Raw genomic sequence first — 17,624 nt, 5'->3', positions numbered from 1 at the left:
TTTATATTTATGCCAAACCGGGCATTGCTTAAGCAAATTACCTGATAATTTGTTTTTGTACCTAATTCAAAATACACACAATTTTGCATTGCGGTTGTTAAGCAACATCTATTTATATGAATTACCAAGATCAGTTGAAACAGGTACACGAGTACGTGTTATCCTACTATAAAGCACATGCCGACCCGCGCCTGGTTTACCACGACAGGCAGCACACCGAAAATATGGTGAACCGCGCCGTAGAAATTGCCAACCACTACCAGGTGAACGACCACGACTACTTTGTGGTAGTGGCCTCGGGCTGGTTTCACGATACCGGCTATATGGTGGACATTAATAACCACGAAGAAGAAAGCGCCAAACTCGCCGAAACCTACCTAAAGAACATAGGCGTACATGAAGAAGATATTGCCGATATAAAAGGCTGCATTATGGCTACGCGTATGCCGCAATCGCCCCTGAGCCTGCTGGAGAAAGTTATTTGTGATGCCGACCTTTACCATTTAGGTACCGACGATTTTTTTGATACCGATAAACTGCTGCGGAAGGAAACCGAAACCCTGCACGACAAAGAAATATCTAAACAGGAATGGCGCTTAAAAAGCATTGCCTTTTTATCGGCCCATCAATACCATACCGATTATTGCCAGGTACTCCTCAATACCGGTAAACAGCACAATATTGATATACTGAAACAAAAGGCATCCAAATCCGACGCTAAGGCCGCAGAACGCGCGGCATCGGTACAGCCCGAACCAAACCCTATAACACAAGAAGCCCCCGTGAAAAAAGGAAAAAAAGACAAAACAGACGAGAAACTGGAAGAGCCGAAGAAAGGCATCGAAACCATGTTCAGGATAAGCTCGGCCAACCATCAGCGCCTGAGCGATATGGCCGACAATAAGGCCCACATCATGATCACCGTGAACTCCATTATCCTCTCGGCCATCATCAGTTTGGTGCTGCGCCGCCTGAGCGAGAACCAGTTTTTGATCATCCCGACCTTCATACTGCTATCCATCAGCCTGCTGGCCATTACCTTTTCTATACTGGCCACACGCCCGTCTATCCCGCAGGGTGTGTTTACCCGCGAGGATGTAGATACCAAAAACGTGAACCTGCTGTTCTTCGGCAACTTTTATAAGATGAGTTTAGAAGAATACACCTACGGGATGGAGAAGATGATGGACGATAGGGATTTCCTGTACGGCAGTTTGATAAAAGATGTTTACGCACAGGGTGTGGTGCTGGGTAAAAAGTACCGCCTGCTGCGTATAGCCTATAATATTTTCATGTTCGGCCTTATTACGTCGGTACTGGCGTTCATTGTTTTTTCAGCATTTTTTGCCGATAAACCTATACTATAAAGTATGCATCATTACTTCAACCGCGACCTGAGTTGGCTAAGCTTTAACCAGCGGGTGCTGGAAGAGGCCGCTAACGAAGCTGCACCTTTATTGGAGCGGATAAAATTCCTTTCTATCTATTCCTCCAATCTCGATGAGTTTTTTCGCGTGCGTATGCCCGTGCTGCGCGCCCTGCAAAAAATAGGGCAGAAAAAGAGCAGCGACATAGACAGCGATGAACAAAAAGACTTGCTTCAGCAAGCATCGGATATGATACTGGCCCAGCAGCGGCACTTTGGGGAGATACTCACTACGCAGCTGATACCCCTGTTGCGTGCTGAAAATGTAGAACTGCTGTACAACCAACCGCTGCCGACGGCTTTGCACAACGAGGTAAGCAATTACTTTTTGGCCGAAGTACTGGCCTTTTTGCAGCCGCTAACGCTTGATGGTAAGCACGGCTTTTTCCCCGAGAATAATAAGCTTTACTTTTTGGTAGAACTGCTGGAAGCCGGGAAGGAGAAAATGGTGTTGCTCAACATCCCGTCAGATAGCCTGCCACGGTTCTTTCCGGCCAAGGCTGATGGCAAGCAATATATTATCTTCCTTGATGATGTTATCCGTTTTAACATGGATAAACTATTCAGGAAGGCCGAGGTGAAAGCCTGCTACAGCTTTAAAATTACCCGCGATGCCGAACTGGATATTCAGGACGAGTACCCCGGCGACCTATCGGAACAAATAGAAAAACAACTGAACAAGCGCGACCTGGGTTACGCCACTCGCTTTTTGTACCAGGCAGATATGCCGCTGCGCATATTGGAGAGCCTTGGCGCTTACCTCAACCTGAATAAACCTACTACGGTTGAGGGCGGCCGCTACCATAACCTGAAAGACTTTTTTGCCTTGCCCATTGGCGGCGAAAAACTATCGTACCCCAAATGGCCGGCGGGTAAACTGACCGAGGTATCGGTTGAAGAACCCCTTGCTGATTTATTGGCCCGGCAAGATCTGTTGGTGAGTACACCTTATCAATCGTACGATATAATCCTGCGTTTTTTTAACGAAGCCGCCAACAATCCCGATGTTACCGAAATATGCGTTACACTTTACCGCGTGGCCAGCGATTCGCGCATTGTGAACGCTTTGATAAGCGCCGCCAAAAACGGCAAAAAGGTAAAGGTAGTGGTAGAATTGAAGGCACGCTTTGATGAGGCCAACAATATCAAATGGGCCAAGAAAATGAAGTCCGCGGGTGTGGATATCATCTACAGCGTAACCGCTTTAAAGGTACACGCCAAAATAGCTTTGGTGAAAACCAAGAAAGGCGATAGAGTAATGTATTCAGGCTTATTGGCTACAGGTAATCTTAACGAGGGTACCGCACGTTTTTACACCGACCATATACTGCTCACCACCAACGCCAACCTGCTGCGCGAGTTAGAGCTGCTGTTCATCTTTTTGGCCAGGCGCGAGAAGCCTTCCGCAGATAATCAGATCGCATTTAAGCATATATTGGTAGCACAGTTCAACCTCAAAACCCGCTTTTTCGAGCTGATAGAGCGCGAGATAGCCAACGCCAAACAGGGGCTGCCAAACGGTATCATCATAAAAATGAACAACCTGGAGGAGCGGGGCATGATAAATAAATTGTACGAGGCATCGCAGGCGGGCGTAAAAGTTCAGCTTATAGTGCGTAGTATTTGCTGTTTGGTGCCGGGTATAAAGGGCATGAGCGAGCATATCACCATCAGGCGCATCGTCGACAGGTTTTTGGAGCACCCGAGGGTATTCATCTTCCATAATAATGGCAACGAGGAGATACTGATGGGCTCGGCCGATTGGATGAACCGCAATATCCATAACCGTATAGAGGTATGTTTCCCGGTATATGATGAGGCGTTGAAAAAGCAGATCGCAGAAATAATCCGCATACAGCTAAACGATAATGTACAAGCCGTGTTATTAGATAGCCATATGGAACACCAAAAGCCCGAAGCGGGTGGCGAGCCGGTACGTTCGCAGGAAGCCATATACCGCTATTTAACCAAACAAGGCGCTTAGCCACCAATAACCTATGAGAAAGATATCTATACTATGTTCAGTTGCGCTGGTAGGGCTTATGGCCGTATCGTGCGGGCAGGGAAAAAGCAAAAAAGAAAAGAAAGAGGAAAAGACTGAAGAGTCGGCTGCACAGAACCCGCCCGGGTATGACCTGAGCGCGCCAACCGAATATAAAATGCCGACGGAGCTATTAGAAATATCGGGCATTGCTTTTGAAAACGGCCATGACGATATCATATACGCGGAACAGGACGAGGATGGCGACATCTATTACCTTGCACCGGGTAGCAGTACAACAAAAAGTGCTAAATTTGGTAAACATGGCGATTACGAGGATGTAGCCATTGGCAACGGCCAGGCAGTTATTCTCCGCAGCGATGGCGAGTTTCACAGCTTCCCGCTAAGCGAAGTAACTGCCGGGACTATCAAAAGCCAAAAGGCCAAGAAATTGCTGCCTAAGGGCGAGTACGAGGCCATGCATTTTGATAACCAAAGCAAAAAGCTTTACGTATTGTGTAAACAATGCGATATTGATAAGAGTACCGATAATAACTCGGGGTATATTTTAAACCTGGGGGCCGATGGCAGCATAAGCAATGCCGGCGATTTTAATGTTTCGGTAACCGATATGGGCGATGGCGAAAAGAAGAAGAAATTCAAGTTCCGCCCGTCGGCAATGGCCCGTAACCCGCTGACAGGCGAGTGGTTCATTGTATCGGCCATAAATAAACTGCTGGTGGTTACCGATGATAAATGGGTGCCAAAAGCCAGCTATATGCTGAAAGGCTTTTTGCAACCCGAAGGTATGGCCTTCGATAGCAAGGGCAACCTGTATATATCTAACGAGGGCGACGAACTGGCCAGCGGTAACATACTGCTGTTTAAGTACACCAAGCCCAAATAGCACTGAACCAAAGCTGCGGCGCCATGGTGCCGCAGCTATACATACTACTAAATAGCCCTACCTATGATCAAAAACCTACTTATCCTATCTGCCATTACGGCCGCTGCTACAACGGCCTACGCGCAAAAAGCTGCCGTTGAAGAACTTCCCGCCCCTAAGTTTAAAGACAGTGTTGTGGTAAAAGTGCACCCATCTTATAACGATGTTACGGGCGCCCACAAATGGCTCTTCGGCAAAAACTACCGCGAAGAATGGGCTGTGCCTGTTAAACTGCCGTTGATAAGGTTGAGCGAGGTTTACGGCGGGCTTACTCCCGAAAAAGAGGGAGGAGGCTACCAATCAAAATCATTAAGATTAAAAGATAAGCAGGGTCGCGAGTGGGTGATACGCAGCGTTGAGAAATCGCCCGATAAACTGCTCCCGCCAAACTTTGCAGGTACGTTCGCTATCGACTGGCTGGACGATGCCATTAGCGGCCAGCACCCATTTTCGGCATTGATAGTAGGTCCAATGGCTGAAGCTGCCAAAGTACCGCATGCAAACCCCGTAATAGGTGTGGTTGCCGATGACCCGGCGCTCGGAAAGTTCCGCAAGAAATTCGCCAATATAGTTGCCTTGCTGGAAGAGCGCGAACCGGGCGGCGAATCTGACAATACCGAAAAAGCCCTGGGCAAGATTATCGCCGATAACGATAACCACTTTGATGGCGAAACCTTTTTACGCGCCCGGCTGCTCGACCTGCTGGTGGCCGACTGGGACCGCCACGAAGACCAATGGCGCTGGCTCGACAGGCAAAAGGGCAGCGGTAAAATGTACATTGGCGTTCCGCGCGACCGCGACCAAGTGCTGCACGTGGCACAGGGCGTGTTCCCAACCATTGCGTCGTTGCCTTTCATCAACCCCGCTATCGATAACTTCAGCGGCGAGATACCCCGCCCCGAGTATTCTATATTTAAAACAAGATTCATTAAATCGTACCTGGATGCGCAGATATCTTATGAAGACTGGATGCGTATAACCAACGAATTCGTGGCCGCCGAAACCGATGCCGTGTTAGAAGCAGGCTTGCGTAAAATGCCGGTTGCTGCCTACAACATCAGGCACGATAAACTGCTTGCCGAACTGAAAGAGCGCCGCAACAATATCCCCAAGGCAATGGATGAGTACTACCGCTTTATAAATCGCCTGGTGGATATACGCACCAGCGATAAAAACGAGCAGGTAACTATAACCGACGGGCCGGATAAAGGCATGCGCGTACTGATACAAAAAATAAACAAGGACGGTAAGCTTACCGATACCTTGCTAAACATGGTGTACAAGCCCGAATTTACCCACGAAATAAGGCTTTATACCCTTGCCGGGGATGACAGGGTTATCGTAAACAATTCTTCATCTACCATAAACCTGCGTGTAGTGGGTGGTAAAGGCAATAAGGTTTACGACGGTGTTAAGTCGGCCGGGAGTGTTAAGGTTTACGCAAATCCCGATAGCATAAAGTTTGCCGACGACCAGAGCCTGTTCACTAAGCACATCTCTCGCGATACGTTTAATACTAAATTCGTACCCACTTTCCCTTACAACGTATGGATGCCGCTGGCAACTGCCGCGCTCAACGTGGATGACGGCTTTCTGTTAGGGTTGGGTGCGCAGTACACCAAAAAGGATGGTTTCCGCAAACTGCCTTATACCAGTATGCAGCAACTGATGGTGACGCATTCGTTCTCTTCGGATGCTTTCAGGATACGCTATGCAGGCGAGTGGATAAGCGCCATTGGCAAAGCCGACCTGTTGATGAACGCCAAAATACAGGCGCCTGATAATACATTAAACTTCTTCGGCTTCGGCAATAATACGCCGCTGGTAAAAGGCCCCAACTACCGCAGGTTCTACCGCACCCGTTTTGATACCTATCAATTTGACCCGGCACTACGCTGGCATATCGATAGCCTCAAAACCATCAGCGTTGGCCCGTCGCTGCAATTTTACCATTTAGGTGCCGATGATAATGTGGGCAGGTTTATTACCAACCCATCGCTCATCAACTCGTACGATAGCTTAATTGTGAACAAAGACAAAGCGCACCTGGGGCTGCTGGTAAACTATATTGATAACCAGCGTAAAGGCGGTGTGTTCCCTACTGATGGGTATTATTTTACGGTACAATTGAGCGGCTACAACGGGCTTAACGGTTATTCGCGTGCATACGGGCAAATACGTTCGGAGTTTACCTTTTATAAGAAATTAACCAAACACGGCGCACTGGTAATAAGCGACCGTATAGGTGGCGGCGTCACCGTTGGCGACCCTGCCTTTTACCAGGGCATGTTTTTGGGCGGGCAGGGCAACCTGCTGGGCTACCTGCAAAACCGTTTCGCGGGCAAGCACATGTTGTACAACAACCTGCAGGCAAGGCTTAAACTGGCCAATATCCGTGGTTATATATTACCGGGCCAATTGGGCCTGAGCGGTTTTTACGATGCCGGCCGCGTTTGGGCCGACGGCAACAACGAGGGCGGCATACACCAGGGCGTAGGCGGCGGTGCCTACTTCTCGCCGGCAGCGCTCATAGTAGTGCAGGTACTGGCGGGCCACTCGGTGGAGGGTTGGTACCCGTATGTGAGCTTGAATTTCAGGCTGTGATGAACGGCGTGTTGGTGAATTAACCGCAAAGACCGCAAAGTTTTCGCAAAGAGCACAAAGCCTTGCATGCTATTTAATAAATAAATGAAGACGCCAAGTTGCAAAGGAGATAATATAGAACTTTGTGGCTTGGCGTCTTTGCGTAAAAAATATCTTTGCGCCCTTTTCGCTAATGAAGCTGCAAGTTCTCTGCGCACTTTGCGGTTAAATAGCCACAGCACTTAATCTACATTAACTTTCCGCACTAACCTACATTAAGTTGAATTGCTGCCTTTATACCGACATTTGTTATCAACAAACAAGGAACAAAACACAAACAATTTAAAACAACAAATATCATGGAAAATACAATAAACGGCATACACCACATCACTGCAATAGCCGGTAATGCCAAACGCAATCATAACTTTTATACCAATGTTTTGGGCCAACGCCTGGTTAAAAAAACCGTGAACTTTGATGACCCCGAAACATACCACTTATACTACGGCGATAAAAACGGTACCCCCGGCAGCATCCTTACTTTCTTCCCTTGGGAAGGCATACGAAGCGGCCGCAGAGGCTCGAGGCAGGCTACCGAGATCGGTTATTCGGTACCAAAAGGCAGCCTTGATTTTTGGCTGAACCGTTTCGAAAAACACAACGTGATATACAACAAAGTGGCTGAAAAATTTGGCGAAGAATACTTAACCGTGCTCGACCCTGATGGCTTGAAACTGGAGTTGACCGTATCTAAAACCGAAGACAACCGTTTGCCTTGGGAAACCGAAGAAGTAAAAGCCGAGAACGCTATAAAAGGCTTCCACAACGTTACCATCACCACTAACAAAATACAGCCAACTGCTGATATTTTAACCAATGTGTTCGGTTATAAATTATTGGAACAAAGCGTTAACCGCTACAGGTTTGTAACCGATGCGGTAGATAACGCCAACATTGTCGACCTGGTTGAGGTAGCAGGAGAAATGGCCGGGCATGTGGCCGGTGGCAGCGTGCACCACGTAGCCTTCAGGGTGCCAAACGAAGAAGTGCTGATGTACTTCCGCCAAAAAGTAGCTGCTTTAGGTTTGCATATTACCGACAAAATAGACCGTAACTACTTCTACTCGCTCTACTTCCGTGAACCGGGAGGCGTATTGTTCGAAATTGCTACCGATAACCCCGGCTTTGCAGTTGACGAACCGGTTGAAGAATTGGGCCAGAATTTGAAATTGCCTGCACAACACGAAAGGTTGCGCTCGAGCTTAGAAAAATCATTGCCATCGTTGGTTTAATTATGTATAGCCACACAAAACAAATTAAAACGGCGGGTGCAGCACCCGCCGTTGCTAAAGCTGCCCTCATCCTGCTACACGGCAGGGGAGGTACTGCAGCTAATATCATAGGCCTTGCCCGCGAACTGGATGTGCAGGATTTTGCCATCTACGCCCCGCAAGCCACTAACAACAGCTGGTATCCCTACAGTTTTATGGCCCCTGATGCTGATAATCAGCCTGCGCTAAACTCAGCACTGGAAATGGTTGACGAAACCGTGAAACAAGTACTGGCGGATGGTATCCCCTTGCATAAAATATACTTCCTCGGTTTTTCGCAGGGGGCATGTTTAACGCTGGAATACATTACCCGCCATGCCCAGCCATTCGGTGGCGCAGTTGCCTTCACGGGCGGACTGATAGGCGAGCGGTTGAATTTGGATAATTACAAAGGCGATTTTATTGGTATGCCGGTGTTAATAACCACCGGTAACCCCGATCCGCATGTGCCGTTAACCAGGGTAGAGGAGAGCGTAAAGGTTTTGAAAAGCATGGATGCAGCAGTTACTTTAAAAGTTTACAACGGCCGCCCGCACACCATTAGCCAGGAAGAAATTGAACTGGCGAACAGTACTGTTTTTATATGAACAAATTAATTGCCCGCCTGTTGGCATATCTGACCGCGTTAAACTTCAAAAAGGTAAAGTAACATGAATTACGACGATATAAAGCTGATCAACAATACAGCCATCCACAATTTTGAATTGTTTGTAGATGGACAGCGCGCCTTTATCGATTATAAAATGAAAGGCGATAAGGCTTACCTCATCCATACGGAGGTGCCTACAGAATTGCAAGGGCGGGGCGTAGCCGAGGCTATTGTGAAGAAGGCTTTCGAGTACATCGAATCGCACCATTTAACGCTGGTGCCGCTTTGCAGTTATGTACAAATGTACCTGGGCAAACACCCCGAGTGGAACAGGATATTGGCACACTGATATGGAACAGTTTAAAGTAACCCGTGTATATGCCGATGCCGCAGGCGAAAGCCACTTTGATGAAGTGTTTTACCCATTGACCGATGGCGGGCCGATAGGGCACCTCTCGCAAAGTGTTGCTGTGAAAGAGGTAATGTTCCGCAAAGTACCTGCCGGTTATAAAGATATGCACACTGCACCTGCTAAACAATACGTAGTATTACTGGATGGCGGCGTAGAGATAGAAACCTCGCTTGGCGAGAAACGCCAGTTTCAGCAAGGCGAGGTTTTGTTGATGGAAGACACCACGGGCAAAGGCCACCGCAGCAGTAACCTGGAGCAGCGGGAGCGGGGTTCGTTGTTTATAGTGTTTTAACTGTCCCACTATCAACTAATGTCATTGAGGAGCAGAGGGTGGGATAGCGCGGAAGGGCGAAGAGAAATCTTCGACACAAAGCATTCAGGCTATGCAGGCGTTCATGCATTACGGTAATGCAAAGCGTTAGTGTATAGCCGTTCAAGATTTTTCGTCGCTTCGGTCGCTCGAAATGACATTTTTGGCAAACCCGCCGCGCTGTGCGCGGCGGGTTTTTTATTCGTGTAATTCGAATAAATTAGTACAATTCGCGTTCACTCACTTCGTGTTAGTTGAACTCCTGCGCTATCTTCCTATCCGGCGGGTCCAGCCGGCCGCTTTTGCGCACGCCGCCCACCGTCATGTGCACAATGTTCAGTTGGTCGTCGTACAGGTTGCGCAATAACGTAACATCAGCATCAATCTTTTTGGGAGCGGTTATCTTGGCCGATTCGAGGTATACGTTTATCGCCTCTTTATTTATTTCGTAACCTAAATAATTCAAGGGTAGGGCAGCGCCACCGGTTTTTAGTTGCAGGTGGGCGGATACGTATTTCTTTATCAGCTCGTCCATAGCGGCGTGCTGGTCGGGTTTGGTGAGGTCGGTACGGGTGTTGAATTGTTTGGCAAGGGCGCTCTCCATATCATCGGTAAATATAGTGAGGATCACTTCCATCTGCCCATCTTTGGCATTGTAGCTAACATCCGTAGTGCTAACATGCAGCGGGTGAAACGCAACCGGGGCGGGTTTTGTTGCCCAAAAACTATTCAATAAAATGTAACAATATAATAGCGGTTTGCCTAATAAAGCGGCCATAACAGTCCCCCGTTTTATTTTAATATTAAAAAGGTGCTAAATTTACGCTTTAAACGCCTGTTTTATTGCATGTCTGATCTTCTTTTTTATTTCCGTTTAGGCTGGGAGCATATCATCAGCCTCGACGCTCTCGACCATCAGCTCTTCATCCTCGCATTGGCGGCGGTTTATACTTTCTCCAACATTAAACAGGTACTCATCTTAGTTACAGCTTTCACCATAGGGCATAGCCTTACGTTGGCGCTTAGTGTGTTAGATGTGATACGCTTCAGCAGCAAATGGGTAGAGTTTTTAATCCCCTGCACTATTTTTATAACTGCACTCAACAATATTTTACGGGTAGATAAAAAGAATGGCAGCGCCCGGGTGAACTATTACCTGGCGTTAGGCTTCGGTTTGATACACGGTATGGGCTTTGCCAATAGCATACGCATTATGCTGGCGCAGGATCAGAGCGTGGGCTGGGGGCTTTTCGGCTTCAATATAGGGCTGGAAGTGGGGCAGATAGTAGTAGTGGCCATAATCCTTATCGTTGGCTGGCTGTTCATGAATTTACTTAGCGTAAAACGTAGGGATTGGATATTTTTCATATCTTCGGGAGTGTTTGCATTGGCCCTTAAAATGGCCTTTGAACGCCCTCCTTTTTAACATTTAAAACGAACACAATTAATCACTAAACAGTTTATGAAGCGGATATTTACAAGTATCTTATTCGTGATGGGCACCGTTGGAGCATCCCTTGCACAGGATATCCAAAACAACCCGGGAAGCAATCACGGTAACAAATTCGAGCAGTTGGGTACTATACTCAACACCCCCAACGAGCAACGCACCGCAAGCGGCGCGCCGGGCGTAAAGTACTGGCAGCAACGTGCCGACTACAACATTAAGTGCGAACTTGATGAGAAGAACCTGAAGCTTACGGGCAGCGAAACCATTACTTACTACAATAACTCGCCCGATGTACTTACTTACATTTGGCTGCAGTTGGACGAGAACGAGCACAACACCCTGAATAACTCGGGTTACCAAAGCAGCTCGACAATGCCAAAGCAAACTACTACCCAAAACATCGACCGTACTGTTGGCCGTAACGGTACAGCAGATAATGGCGATGGCGATGTGATCACCAAAATAACCGATGCTACCGGTAAAAAATTGGCTTACACCATAAATAAAACCATGATGCGTGTTGAATTGCCAACGCCGCTTAAATCGGGCCAGCAATTTGTATTCAATGTTGATTGGAACTACAAAATAACCGACCGCATGACCGTTGGTGGCCGTGGTGGTTACGAGTACTTCCCAGAAGATGGTAACTACCTGTTCACCATGACGCAGTGGTACCCACGCCTTTGTGTATACAGCGATTTCCAGGGCTGGCAAAACCACCAGTTTACCGGCCGCGGCGAGTTCGCTTTAACCTTCGGTAACTTTAAAGTACAAATGACCGTACCTGCCGACCACGTAATTGGCGCTACCGGCGAGTGCTTAAACTACAGCACTATTTTAAGCCCTGCTAAACTGGCGCGTTACAACAAAGCCAAAACCTCAACTGTACCGGTAGAGGTGGTAACCCTTGCCGAAGCTAAAGCTGCAGAAAAAGCACCGTCAACCGCTAAAAAAACTTGGGTATTCCAGGCCAATAACGTGCGCGATTTTGCCTGGGGTTCTTCACGTAAATTCGTGTGGGATGCTATGGGCCAAAACGTTGCGGGTAAAAACGTAATGTGTATGAGCTTTTACGGTAAAGAAGCCTACAACCTGTATAGCCGCTACTCAACCCGTTTGGTTGCCCATACCATTAAGTCATACTCAAGCTTCAGTATCAACTACCCTTACCCGGTAGCGCAGAGCGTTGAGGCATCAAACGGTATGGAGTACCCGATGATCTGCTTTAACTACGGCCGTACCGAAAAAGACGGTACCTACAGCGAAAGCACTAAAAACGGTATGATAGGTGTTATTATCCACGAGGTTGGCCACAACTTCTTCCCGATGATCGTAAATAGCGACGAACGCCAATGGACATGGATGGACGAAGGTTTGAACTCTTTTGTTGAATACCTTACCGAAGAACTTTGGGATAACAAATTCCCGAGCAAAAAAGGCGCTGCTTATACCATTGTTGATTACATGAAGCTGCCAAAGAACGAGTTGGAGCCAACCATGACCAACTCTGAGAACATCGTTCGTTTTGGGCCTAACGCTTATTCGAAACCGGCTACCGCCTTGAACATCCTTCGCGAAACTATTATGGGGCGCAAACTTTTCGATTATGCCTTTAAAGAGTACGCAAAACGCTGGGCCTTTAAACACCCAACACCTGCCGACCTGTTCCGCACCATGGAAGATGCCAGCGGCGAAGACCTGGATTGGTTCTGGAGAGGCTGGTTCTACGGAATAGACCCGGTTGATATTTCTTTGGACTCTGTAAAAGTGGGCAAAGCCGACCTGAAAGATAAATTTAATATGCCTGCAAGGCGCGGAGGTACACAAAAAGTTGCCCCTGCTGCTGTAAACGGTTTCGAGGATATCTCTAAAGTACGCAACCGTACTGATAAGAAGATCGTTTTCCAAACAGATAAAGACACTGCTACGCAAGATTTTTACTGGAAATACGACCGCGGTATGGTTGGTGTTGATACCGTTAAGTTTGCCAATATGATAAAAGCGCAAACTCCTCCAATATTTGAAACCGATGCCTTCACCGATGAAGACAAAGCCAAATACGGTTCTAAGTATGCTTACGAGCTAAACTTCAGCAACAAAGGTGGTTTGGTAATGCCGATAATTGTAGAGTTTAAATTTGCTGATGGCAGCACCTACACCGATCGTATACCGGTGCAGATATGGCGTATGAACGAAAAGAATTGCAGCAAATTCTACATCCTTGATAAAGAAGTAGCTTCGATAAAGATCGACCCGATGCGCGAAACTGCTGATATCGACGAGAGCAACAACTACTGGGGCAAAAGCGGCGAGCCGTCTAAATTCCAGGTATTTAAGCAAAAGATGGGCGCTAATGGCCCTGTGCGTGGCCAGTCAACGGGTGTAAACCCAATGCAGGTAAGCACAGGCACCAAATAGCATACCACCCCTGTCCGTTTCCCCCGAACGGAATATAAAACAGGCCGGCTAAGCAATTAGCTGGCCTTGTTATTTTAGGGGAAACCAGTTTTGTCATGCTGAGGCACGAAGCATCTATTAGCGGACTAGTGTAGCGGCAATTGCTTTGTGGCTAACAGATTCTTCGCTCTCGCTCAGAATGACAACAGGTATTTTGTTAAGCATGGCAATGTTTATCAGAGAAGATATCTATCTCAATATCGTCACATTCCCTGATACTGCCGCCTGTCCGTCTCCGGGCGAGATAATGTAATAATACACTCCTGCAGGCAGGTTTTTACCCTGATAGGTGCCATCCCATGCCTTGCTGTAACCTTGCGAACGTATTAGCTGTGTGCCATTGCGGTTGAAGATTCGTACGTTGCAGTTAGGGTACGATAGTAAGGCCGGAATAGCCCAGGTATCGTTAACTCCATCGGCATTTGGGCTAAAGGTGTTTGGGGGCACAATGGCCAATGGGCGGGGTAACACTGTAACAGGCGGCGCTGTAGACGTAACCGGGAGTATGCAGCGATTGCTGAATGTTACCGTGCAGGTAACCACATCCTGATCTTGCAACGTATTGCTGGTAAACGTTGCCACGTTGGTACCTGCCGGTACCGAATTAACCTCCCAGGCGTAGCTGTTTACAGCCTCATTAGTTGTGGCTGTAAAGCTGACCGGTGCGCCTTCGTATATTTTTGTTGCCGATGCCTCAATAGTAACAGTGGGTGGCGCCTGCGCGTTGGTAGCTGTTACAATAAGCGCCCTTGATGATTCGGGTACCTCGTTGTAAAGAGCTGATGCCTGCTGATAAGCCTTTATTTCGGTTTGCCCGGCACTTATAATGTGCACCATACCCGAAGCATTCACAGTCGCCACATCGGTATTGGTGCTTGTGTAGGTTATTGGTGTAGCGGTATTAGTGCTGGTGCCGGCTACGCTGAAATCAGCATCGCAGGCGCTTTTAGTGCCGATGGGGGCAAAGCTAACTATAGGGTCGGTTTTGCTTATGGTAATGGTGTGCGAAACTTCTGTTGCAGGCAGATAATAATCGTTACCGGTTTGGTTGGCGGTAATGATGGCCTGCCCCGCGCTAAGTATGTGTAGTGTATTATCGGGGTTAATGGTAACTACCGCTGTATTGCTGCTTGTAAGTACTATAGGGGTTTCGTTTTGATTGCTGGTAACCTTTGGGTCGATGTTGAAATTAGCATCCCAAACCGGGTTAGCTGCAAACTCCGGGAAGGTAATTACGCTTGATACTTTAGCTTCGTTGGGTAAAACCTTTAAAGTAATTTGAGTGCTGGCGTAGCCTCCGCTGTTGTAGGCTGTAACAGTATAAGTAGTTTCGGGAAATATTGCGGTCGGCGTACCGGTTATTTCGCCTGTCCCTTTGTCGAATACTAATCCTGGTGGCAATGCTTTATCTATAGTATACCTATCAAACGATAAGGTGTTGATCACATTTTCGCCGCCGGGTACATACATCAGGCCATCTTTGTCAAAAGATATTCCGTTGGGAAGGCTAAGGTAGGCTTGTGTACCGCTTGCATTCATCAGGCTTAGGGTAGATAGGTTGTTATCTTTATCAATCAGCCTTAAAATAGCGCTGCCTTCGTTTGGGGCGTTGTTGCCGGTATCTAAAATATACATGTCACCAAGCGAATTTATAGCGATAGAACTTGCATTGCCAAAGCCGCCTTGCAAGGCGGGGCCGTTAAGCACGCCCGGCCTGCCGTTGCCAGCAATGGTAGTAACCATGCCATCGGGGCTAAGCTTCCGTATGGCAACTTGGTCGGCTATGTAAAAACTACCATTACTGTAGATGATCTCCTGCGGGTTGGTAAACGAGGCATTGCGGCCCTGCCCGTCAATATTGGCACGGGTTACATTTCCGGTCAACGTAGTTACCTGCCCGGCGGGTGTAATTTTCCTGATCAAGCCGTTGCCGTTATCTACAGCATAAATATTATCCGCCTCATCAATAGCAAGGCTTACCACGCCGTTAAAGCGGGCGCTATTAGGTGCGCCATCGGCATTGCCGGCAACACCGCTGCCTGCAAGGGTAGAGGTTACGCCTGCAGGAGTAATTTTACGGATAGAGAAACCGTCGGCCACATATATGTTGCCGGCCTTATCAGTAACCACACCGCGCGGGCTTTGCAACTGCGATGTGCCAAACGCACCATTTACATATCCTGGCCCCGCAGCACCGGCAAGTGTGCTCACAATGCCTGCAGGCGTTATTTTGCGTAAGGAATAATTGGAAAAGTCCGTAACGTAGTAGTTGCCGTCTTTATCGATAGTTATTTTGGCCGGGTTTTCAAACTGAGCGCTTGCCCTGGGCCCATCGTTACGCCCGGATTGCCCCGTGCCGGCAAAAGCGCCAACTAAGCCGTTAGAATACCTGTGTACCGGGCCGCCCGTTTGCTGAGGTATTATAGGCGTAACTGCTGTGCGTACGTATAGGGTTTGCGGTGTTGTGTAATTTATCCGGGGAGGGGATGCTATCCCCAGTTCCTCATCACTTACTTTTATATTGATAAGCGCCGTGCTTGAACCTGCTGCATTTTTTCCGGTGATCTTATAAATGGTAGCGGGCGATAGCGCAGTTGGCGTGCCGCTGATAACACCCGTGTTGGCATCAAGTGTTAACCCCGGAGGCAATGTTATATTAACACTATACCCATTAGGTTCCACAGCACCACCGCCTCTTGATGTTGGTATCAGCGGTGTTATGGGTTTATTGATGGCATATATTTTAGGCGTAGGGTAATCAAACTGCGGTGCTTGTGTTGCAGGGGGGGTATTGCCTCTAACCTCTATGCTTAACTTTGCCGTACTGCTGCCGCTTTTGTTTCGTGCGGTAATGTTATAAAACTGCGCAGGCGATGCCGCCGTTGGCGTGCCGCTAATGGTGCCATCCTGGCTGTTAAATACCAGCCCCGCGGGCAGCGGCTTATCAATTGTGTAACCCGATAAGGTGATCTTCCGGATAACGTGGTTGCTCAAATCGCCCACGAATAAATTACCTTGGCTATCAAACCTCAACCCCGATGTACCGTAAAATCGCGCGGCCGTGCCTATTGCATTCACATAGCCCTGTTGTGTGCTGCCGGCTATTGTGGTTACCACGCCCTGCGGTGTTATTTTACGGATGAGGTTACCATCAGATACATACATGTCATCGTTGGTATCAAAAGCGATATTGTCGGGATTGCTAAAACTTGCCGATGTACCTGTGCCATCAACCGAGCTGTTTTGCCCGTTTCCTGCAAAAGTGCTAACCATGCCGTCGGTAGATATTTTGCGGATAACGCCGCTATAGTCGTCGCATACAAATAAGTTGCCTTTGCTATCGAAACCCAGGCCCTGCGGGCTGCCAAAACTTGCCTGCAATAAGGGGCCGTTGCTTACAGCGGCAATGCCGTTACCTGCAAATGTGGTAACTTCGCCTTGCGGTGTTATTTTGCGGATAACGCGGTTCTGTACCTCGCTTACATATAGGTTGCCGTCGGGCCCAATGGCAACATCAACAGGTGTGTTGAAACTTGATTTTTCGTAATAGCCATCTGTCTTTCCCGGAAAACCGCTGCCTGCTAATAGGGACACCTCGCGCGATGGCGTTATTTGCCGCACATCGTGCCCTATCTGTTCGGTAACATATAATATGCCGGTAGCGCCAAATGCCAGGCCCGATGGATTGTAGAAACTTGCCTGGCTGCCTGTACCATTATCGCGCCCGCCGCCGCCATTCCCTGCGAAGGATGACACTTCACCCTGCGGTGTTATTTTGCGGATAGCATGGTTGGTAAAGTCGGATACATAGATGTTGTCCTCTTTGTCAATAGCCATACCCGCAGGTATTTTAAAACTGGCGGTAGTTGCGGAGCCTTCTGTATAGCCATATTGGCCGCTGCCGGCAAAGGTGGTTACCGCACCGTATTCGCCCACCGGCACAGCGCCACCGTTATTAGTTGGCTTTAATAAAGTGATGGGAGTATTTAGCTGATAGCTTTGCGGGCTACTATATGTAATTGCAGGCGCTTGTGCGAGGGCATGGTTAACCGCGGGCAAGGCAAAAAGCCATAACAAAAAATGTTTGGTAAACTTTTTTATCATACGCACGCGGCTTGCTCCCTTAGGTTTTTCAT

Annotated in this window: 12 protein-coding genes; 10 read left to right on the top strand and 2 right to left on the bottom strand. The window is 48.1% G+C overall.

What is annotated here, in order from left to right:
• Positions 1-116 precede the first annotated feature (116 nt).
• The 8 genes from BC343_RS12315 (at position 117) to BC343_RS12280 (ending at position 9,563) form a co-directional block, all read left to right on the top strand.
• The gene (locus BC343_RS12315; protein WP_078348090.1) at positions 117-1,367 is read left to right on the top strand and encodes a Pycsar system effector family protein; all 1,251 of its coding nucleotides are present in this window, start codon (positions 117-119) and stop codon (positions 1,365-1,367) included.
• Between the two features lie 3 nt (positions 1,368-1,370).
• A complete protein-coding gene (gene ppk1 / locus BC343_RS12310) occupies positions 1,371-3,410 on the top strand; it encodes a polyphosphate kinase 1 (RefSeq protein WP_078348089.1) in 2,040 nt (679 codons plus the stop codon).
• A 13-nt stretch (positions 3,411-3,423) separates the two neighbouring features.
• On the top strand, positions 3,424-4,314 hold the full coding sequence (locus BC343_RS12305; RefSeq protein WP_078348088.1) for a hypothetical protein: 891 nt from the start codon (positions 3,424-3,426) through the stop codon (positions 4,312-4,314).
• A 63-nt stretch (positions 4,315-4,377) separates the two neighbouring features.
• Complete coding sequence (locus BC343_RS12300; RefSeq protein WP_078348087.1) at positions 4,378-6,957, top strand: BamA/TamA family outer membrane protein; 2,580 nt, start codon at positions 4,378-4,380, stop codon at positions 6,955-6,957.
• 338 nt (positions 6,958-7,295) lie between these two features.
• Entirely contained in the window at positions 7,296-8,231 is a 936-nt protein-coding gene (locus BC343_RS12295; protein ID WP_078348086.1) for a ring-cleaving dioxygenase, read from the top strand.
• A gap of 2 nt (positions 8,232-8,233) precedes the next feature.
• Positions 8,234-8,857, top strand: a complete 624-nt coding sequence (locus BC343_RS12290; RefSeq protein WP_078348085.1) for an alpha/beta hydrolase — start codon at positions 8,234-8,236, stop codon at positions 8,855-8,857.
• Between the two features lie 63 nt (positions 8,858-8,920).
• Entirely contained in the window at positions 8,921-9,208 is a 288-nt protein-coding gene (locus BC343_RS12285) for a GNAT family N-acetyltransferase (RefSeq protein ID WP_078348084.1), read from the top strand.
• Position 9,209: 1 nt separating this feature from the next.
• A complete protein-coding gene (locus BC343_RS12280) occupies positions 9,210-9,563 on the top strand; it encodes a cupin domain-containing protein (RefSeq protein ID WP_078348083.1) in 354 nt (117 codons plus the stop codon).
• 268 nt (positions 9,564-9,831) lie between these two features.
• On the opposite strand, the gene BC343_RS12275 is transcribed toward BC343_RS12280, so the two are convergent.
• Entirely contained in the window at positions 9,832-10,359 is a 528-nt protein-coding gene (locus tag BC343_RS12275) for a DUF6702 family protein (RefSeq protein WP_078348082.1), read from the bottom strand.
• A 69-nt stretch (positions 10,360-10,428) separates the two neighbouring features.
• On the opposite strand from BC343_RS12275, the gene BC343_RS12270 reads away from it, so the two are divergent.
• Both BC343_RS12270 and BC343_RS12265 read left to right on the top strand, forming a co-directional pair.
• Positions 10,429-11,007: a HupE/UreJ family protein gene (locus tag BC343_RS12270; protein WP_078348081.1), complete on the top strand. Its 579-nt coding sequence runs from the start codon at positions 10,429-10,431 to the stop codon at positions 11,005-11,007.
• Positions 11,008-11,043: 36 nt separating this feature from the next.
• Positions 11,044-13,449, top strand: coding sequence for a M1 family metallopeptidase (locus BC343_RS12265; protein ID WP_078348080.1), 2,406 nt, complete (start codon positions 11,044-11,046; stop codon positions 13,447-13,449).
• A gap of 228 nt (positions 13,450-13,677) precedes the next feature.
• Here the strand turns inward: BC343_RS12265 and BC343_RS12260 are convergent, their stop codons facing one another.
• Positions 13,678-17,592, bottom strand: a complete 3,915-nt coding sequence (locus BC343_RS12260; protein WP_078348079.1) for a T9SS type B sorting domain-containing protein — start codon at positions 17,590-17,592, stop codon at positions 13,678-13,680.
• Between the last annotated feature and the right edge of the window lie 32 nt (positions 17,593-17,624).

Origin of the sequence: Mucilaginibacter pedocola, from assembly GCF_002013915.1 — a bacterium.
GTDB classification, from domain to species: domain Bacteria; phylum Bacteroidota; class Bacteroidia; order Sphingobacteriales; family Sphingobacteriaceae; genus Mucilaginibacter; species Mucilaginibacter pedocola.
This window is presented reverse-complemented; position numbering and strand designations above follow the sequence as displayed.

Excerpts from the sequence above, each read along its gene's own strand:
- BC343_RS12315 (WP_078348090.1), top strand. The coding sequence starts at position 117 with ATGAATTACCAAGATCAGTTGAAACAGGTACACGAGTACGTGTTATCC.
- ppk1 (WP_078348089.1), top strand. The coding sequence starts at position 1,371 with ATGCATCATTACTTCAACCGCGACCTGAGTTGGCTAAGCTTTAACCAG.
- BC343_RS12305 (WP_078348088.1), top strand. The coding sequence starts at position 3,424 with ATGAGAAAGATATCTATACTATGTTCAGTTGCGCTGGTAGGGCTTATG.
- BC343_RS12300 (WP_078348087.1), top strand. The coding sequence starts at position 4,378 with ATGATCAAAAACCTACTTATCCTATCTGCCATTACGGCCGCTGCTACA.
- BC343_RS12295 (WP_078348086.1), top strand. The coding sequence starts at position 7,296 with ATGGAAAATACAATAAACGGCATACACCACATCACTGCAATAGCCGGT.
- BC343_RS12290 (WP_078348085.1), top strand. The coding sequence starts at position 8,234 with ATGTATAGCCACACAAAACAAATTAAAACGGCGGGTGCAGCACCCGCC.
- BC343_RS12285 (WP_078348084.1), top strand. The coding sequence starts at position 8,921 with ATGAATTACGACGATATAAAGCTGATCAACAATACAGCCATCCACAAT.
- BC343_RS12280 (WP_078348083.1), top strand. The coding sequence starts at position 9,210 with ATGGAACAGTTTAAAGTAACCCGTGTATATGCCGATGCCGCAGGCGAA.
- BC343_RS12275 (WP_078348082.1), bottom strand. The coding sequence starts at position 10,359 with ATGGCCGCTTTATTAGGCAAACCGCTATTATATTGTTACATTTTATTG.
- BC343_RS12270 (WP_078348081.1), top strand. The coding sequence starts at position 10,429 with ATGTCTGATCTTCTTTTTTATTTCCGTTTAGGCTGGGAGCATATCATC.
- BC343_RS12265 (WP_078348080.1), top strand. The coding sequence starts at position 11,044 with ATGAAGCGGATATTTACAAGTATCTTATTCGTGATGGGCACCGTTGGA.
- BC343_RS12260 (WP_078348079.1), bottom strand. The coding sequence starts at position 17,592 with ATGATAAAAAAGTTTACCAAACATTTTTTGTTATGGCTTTTTGCCTTG.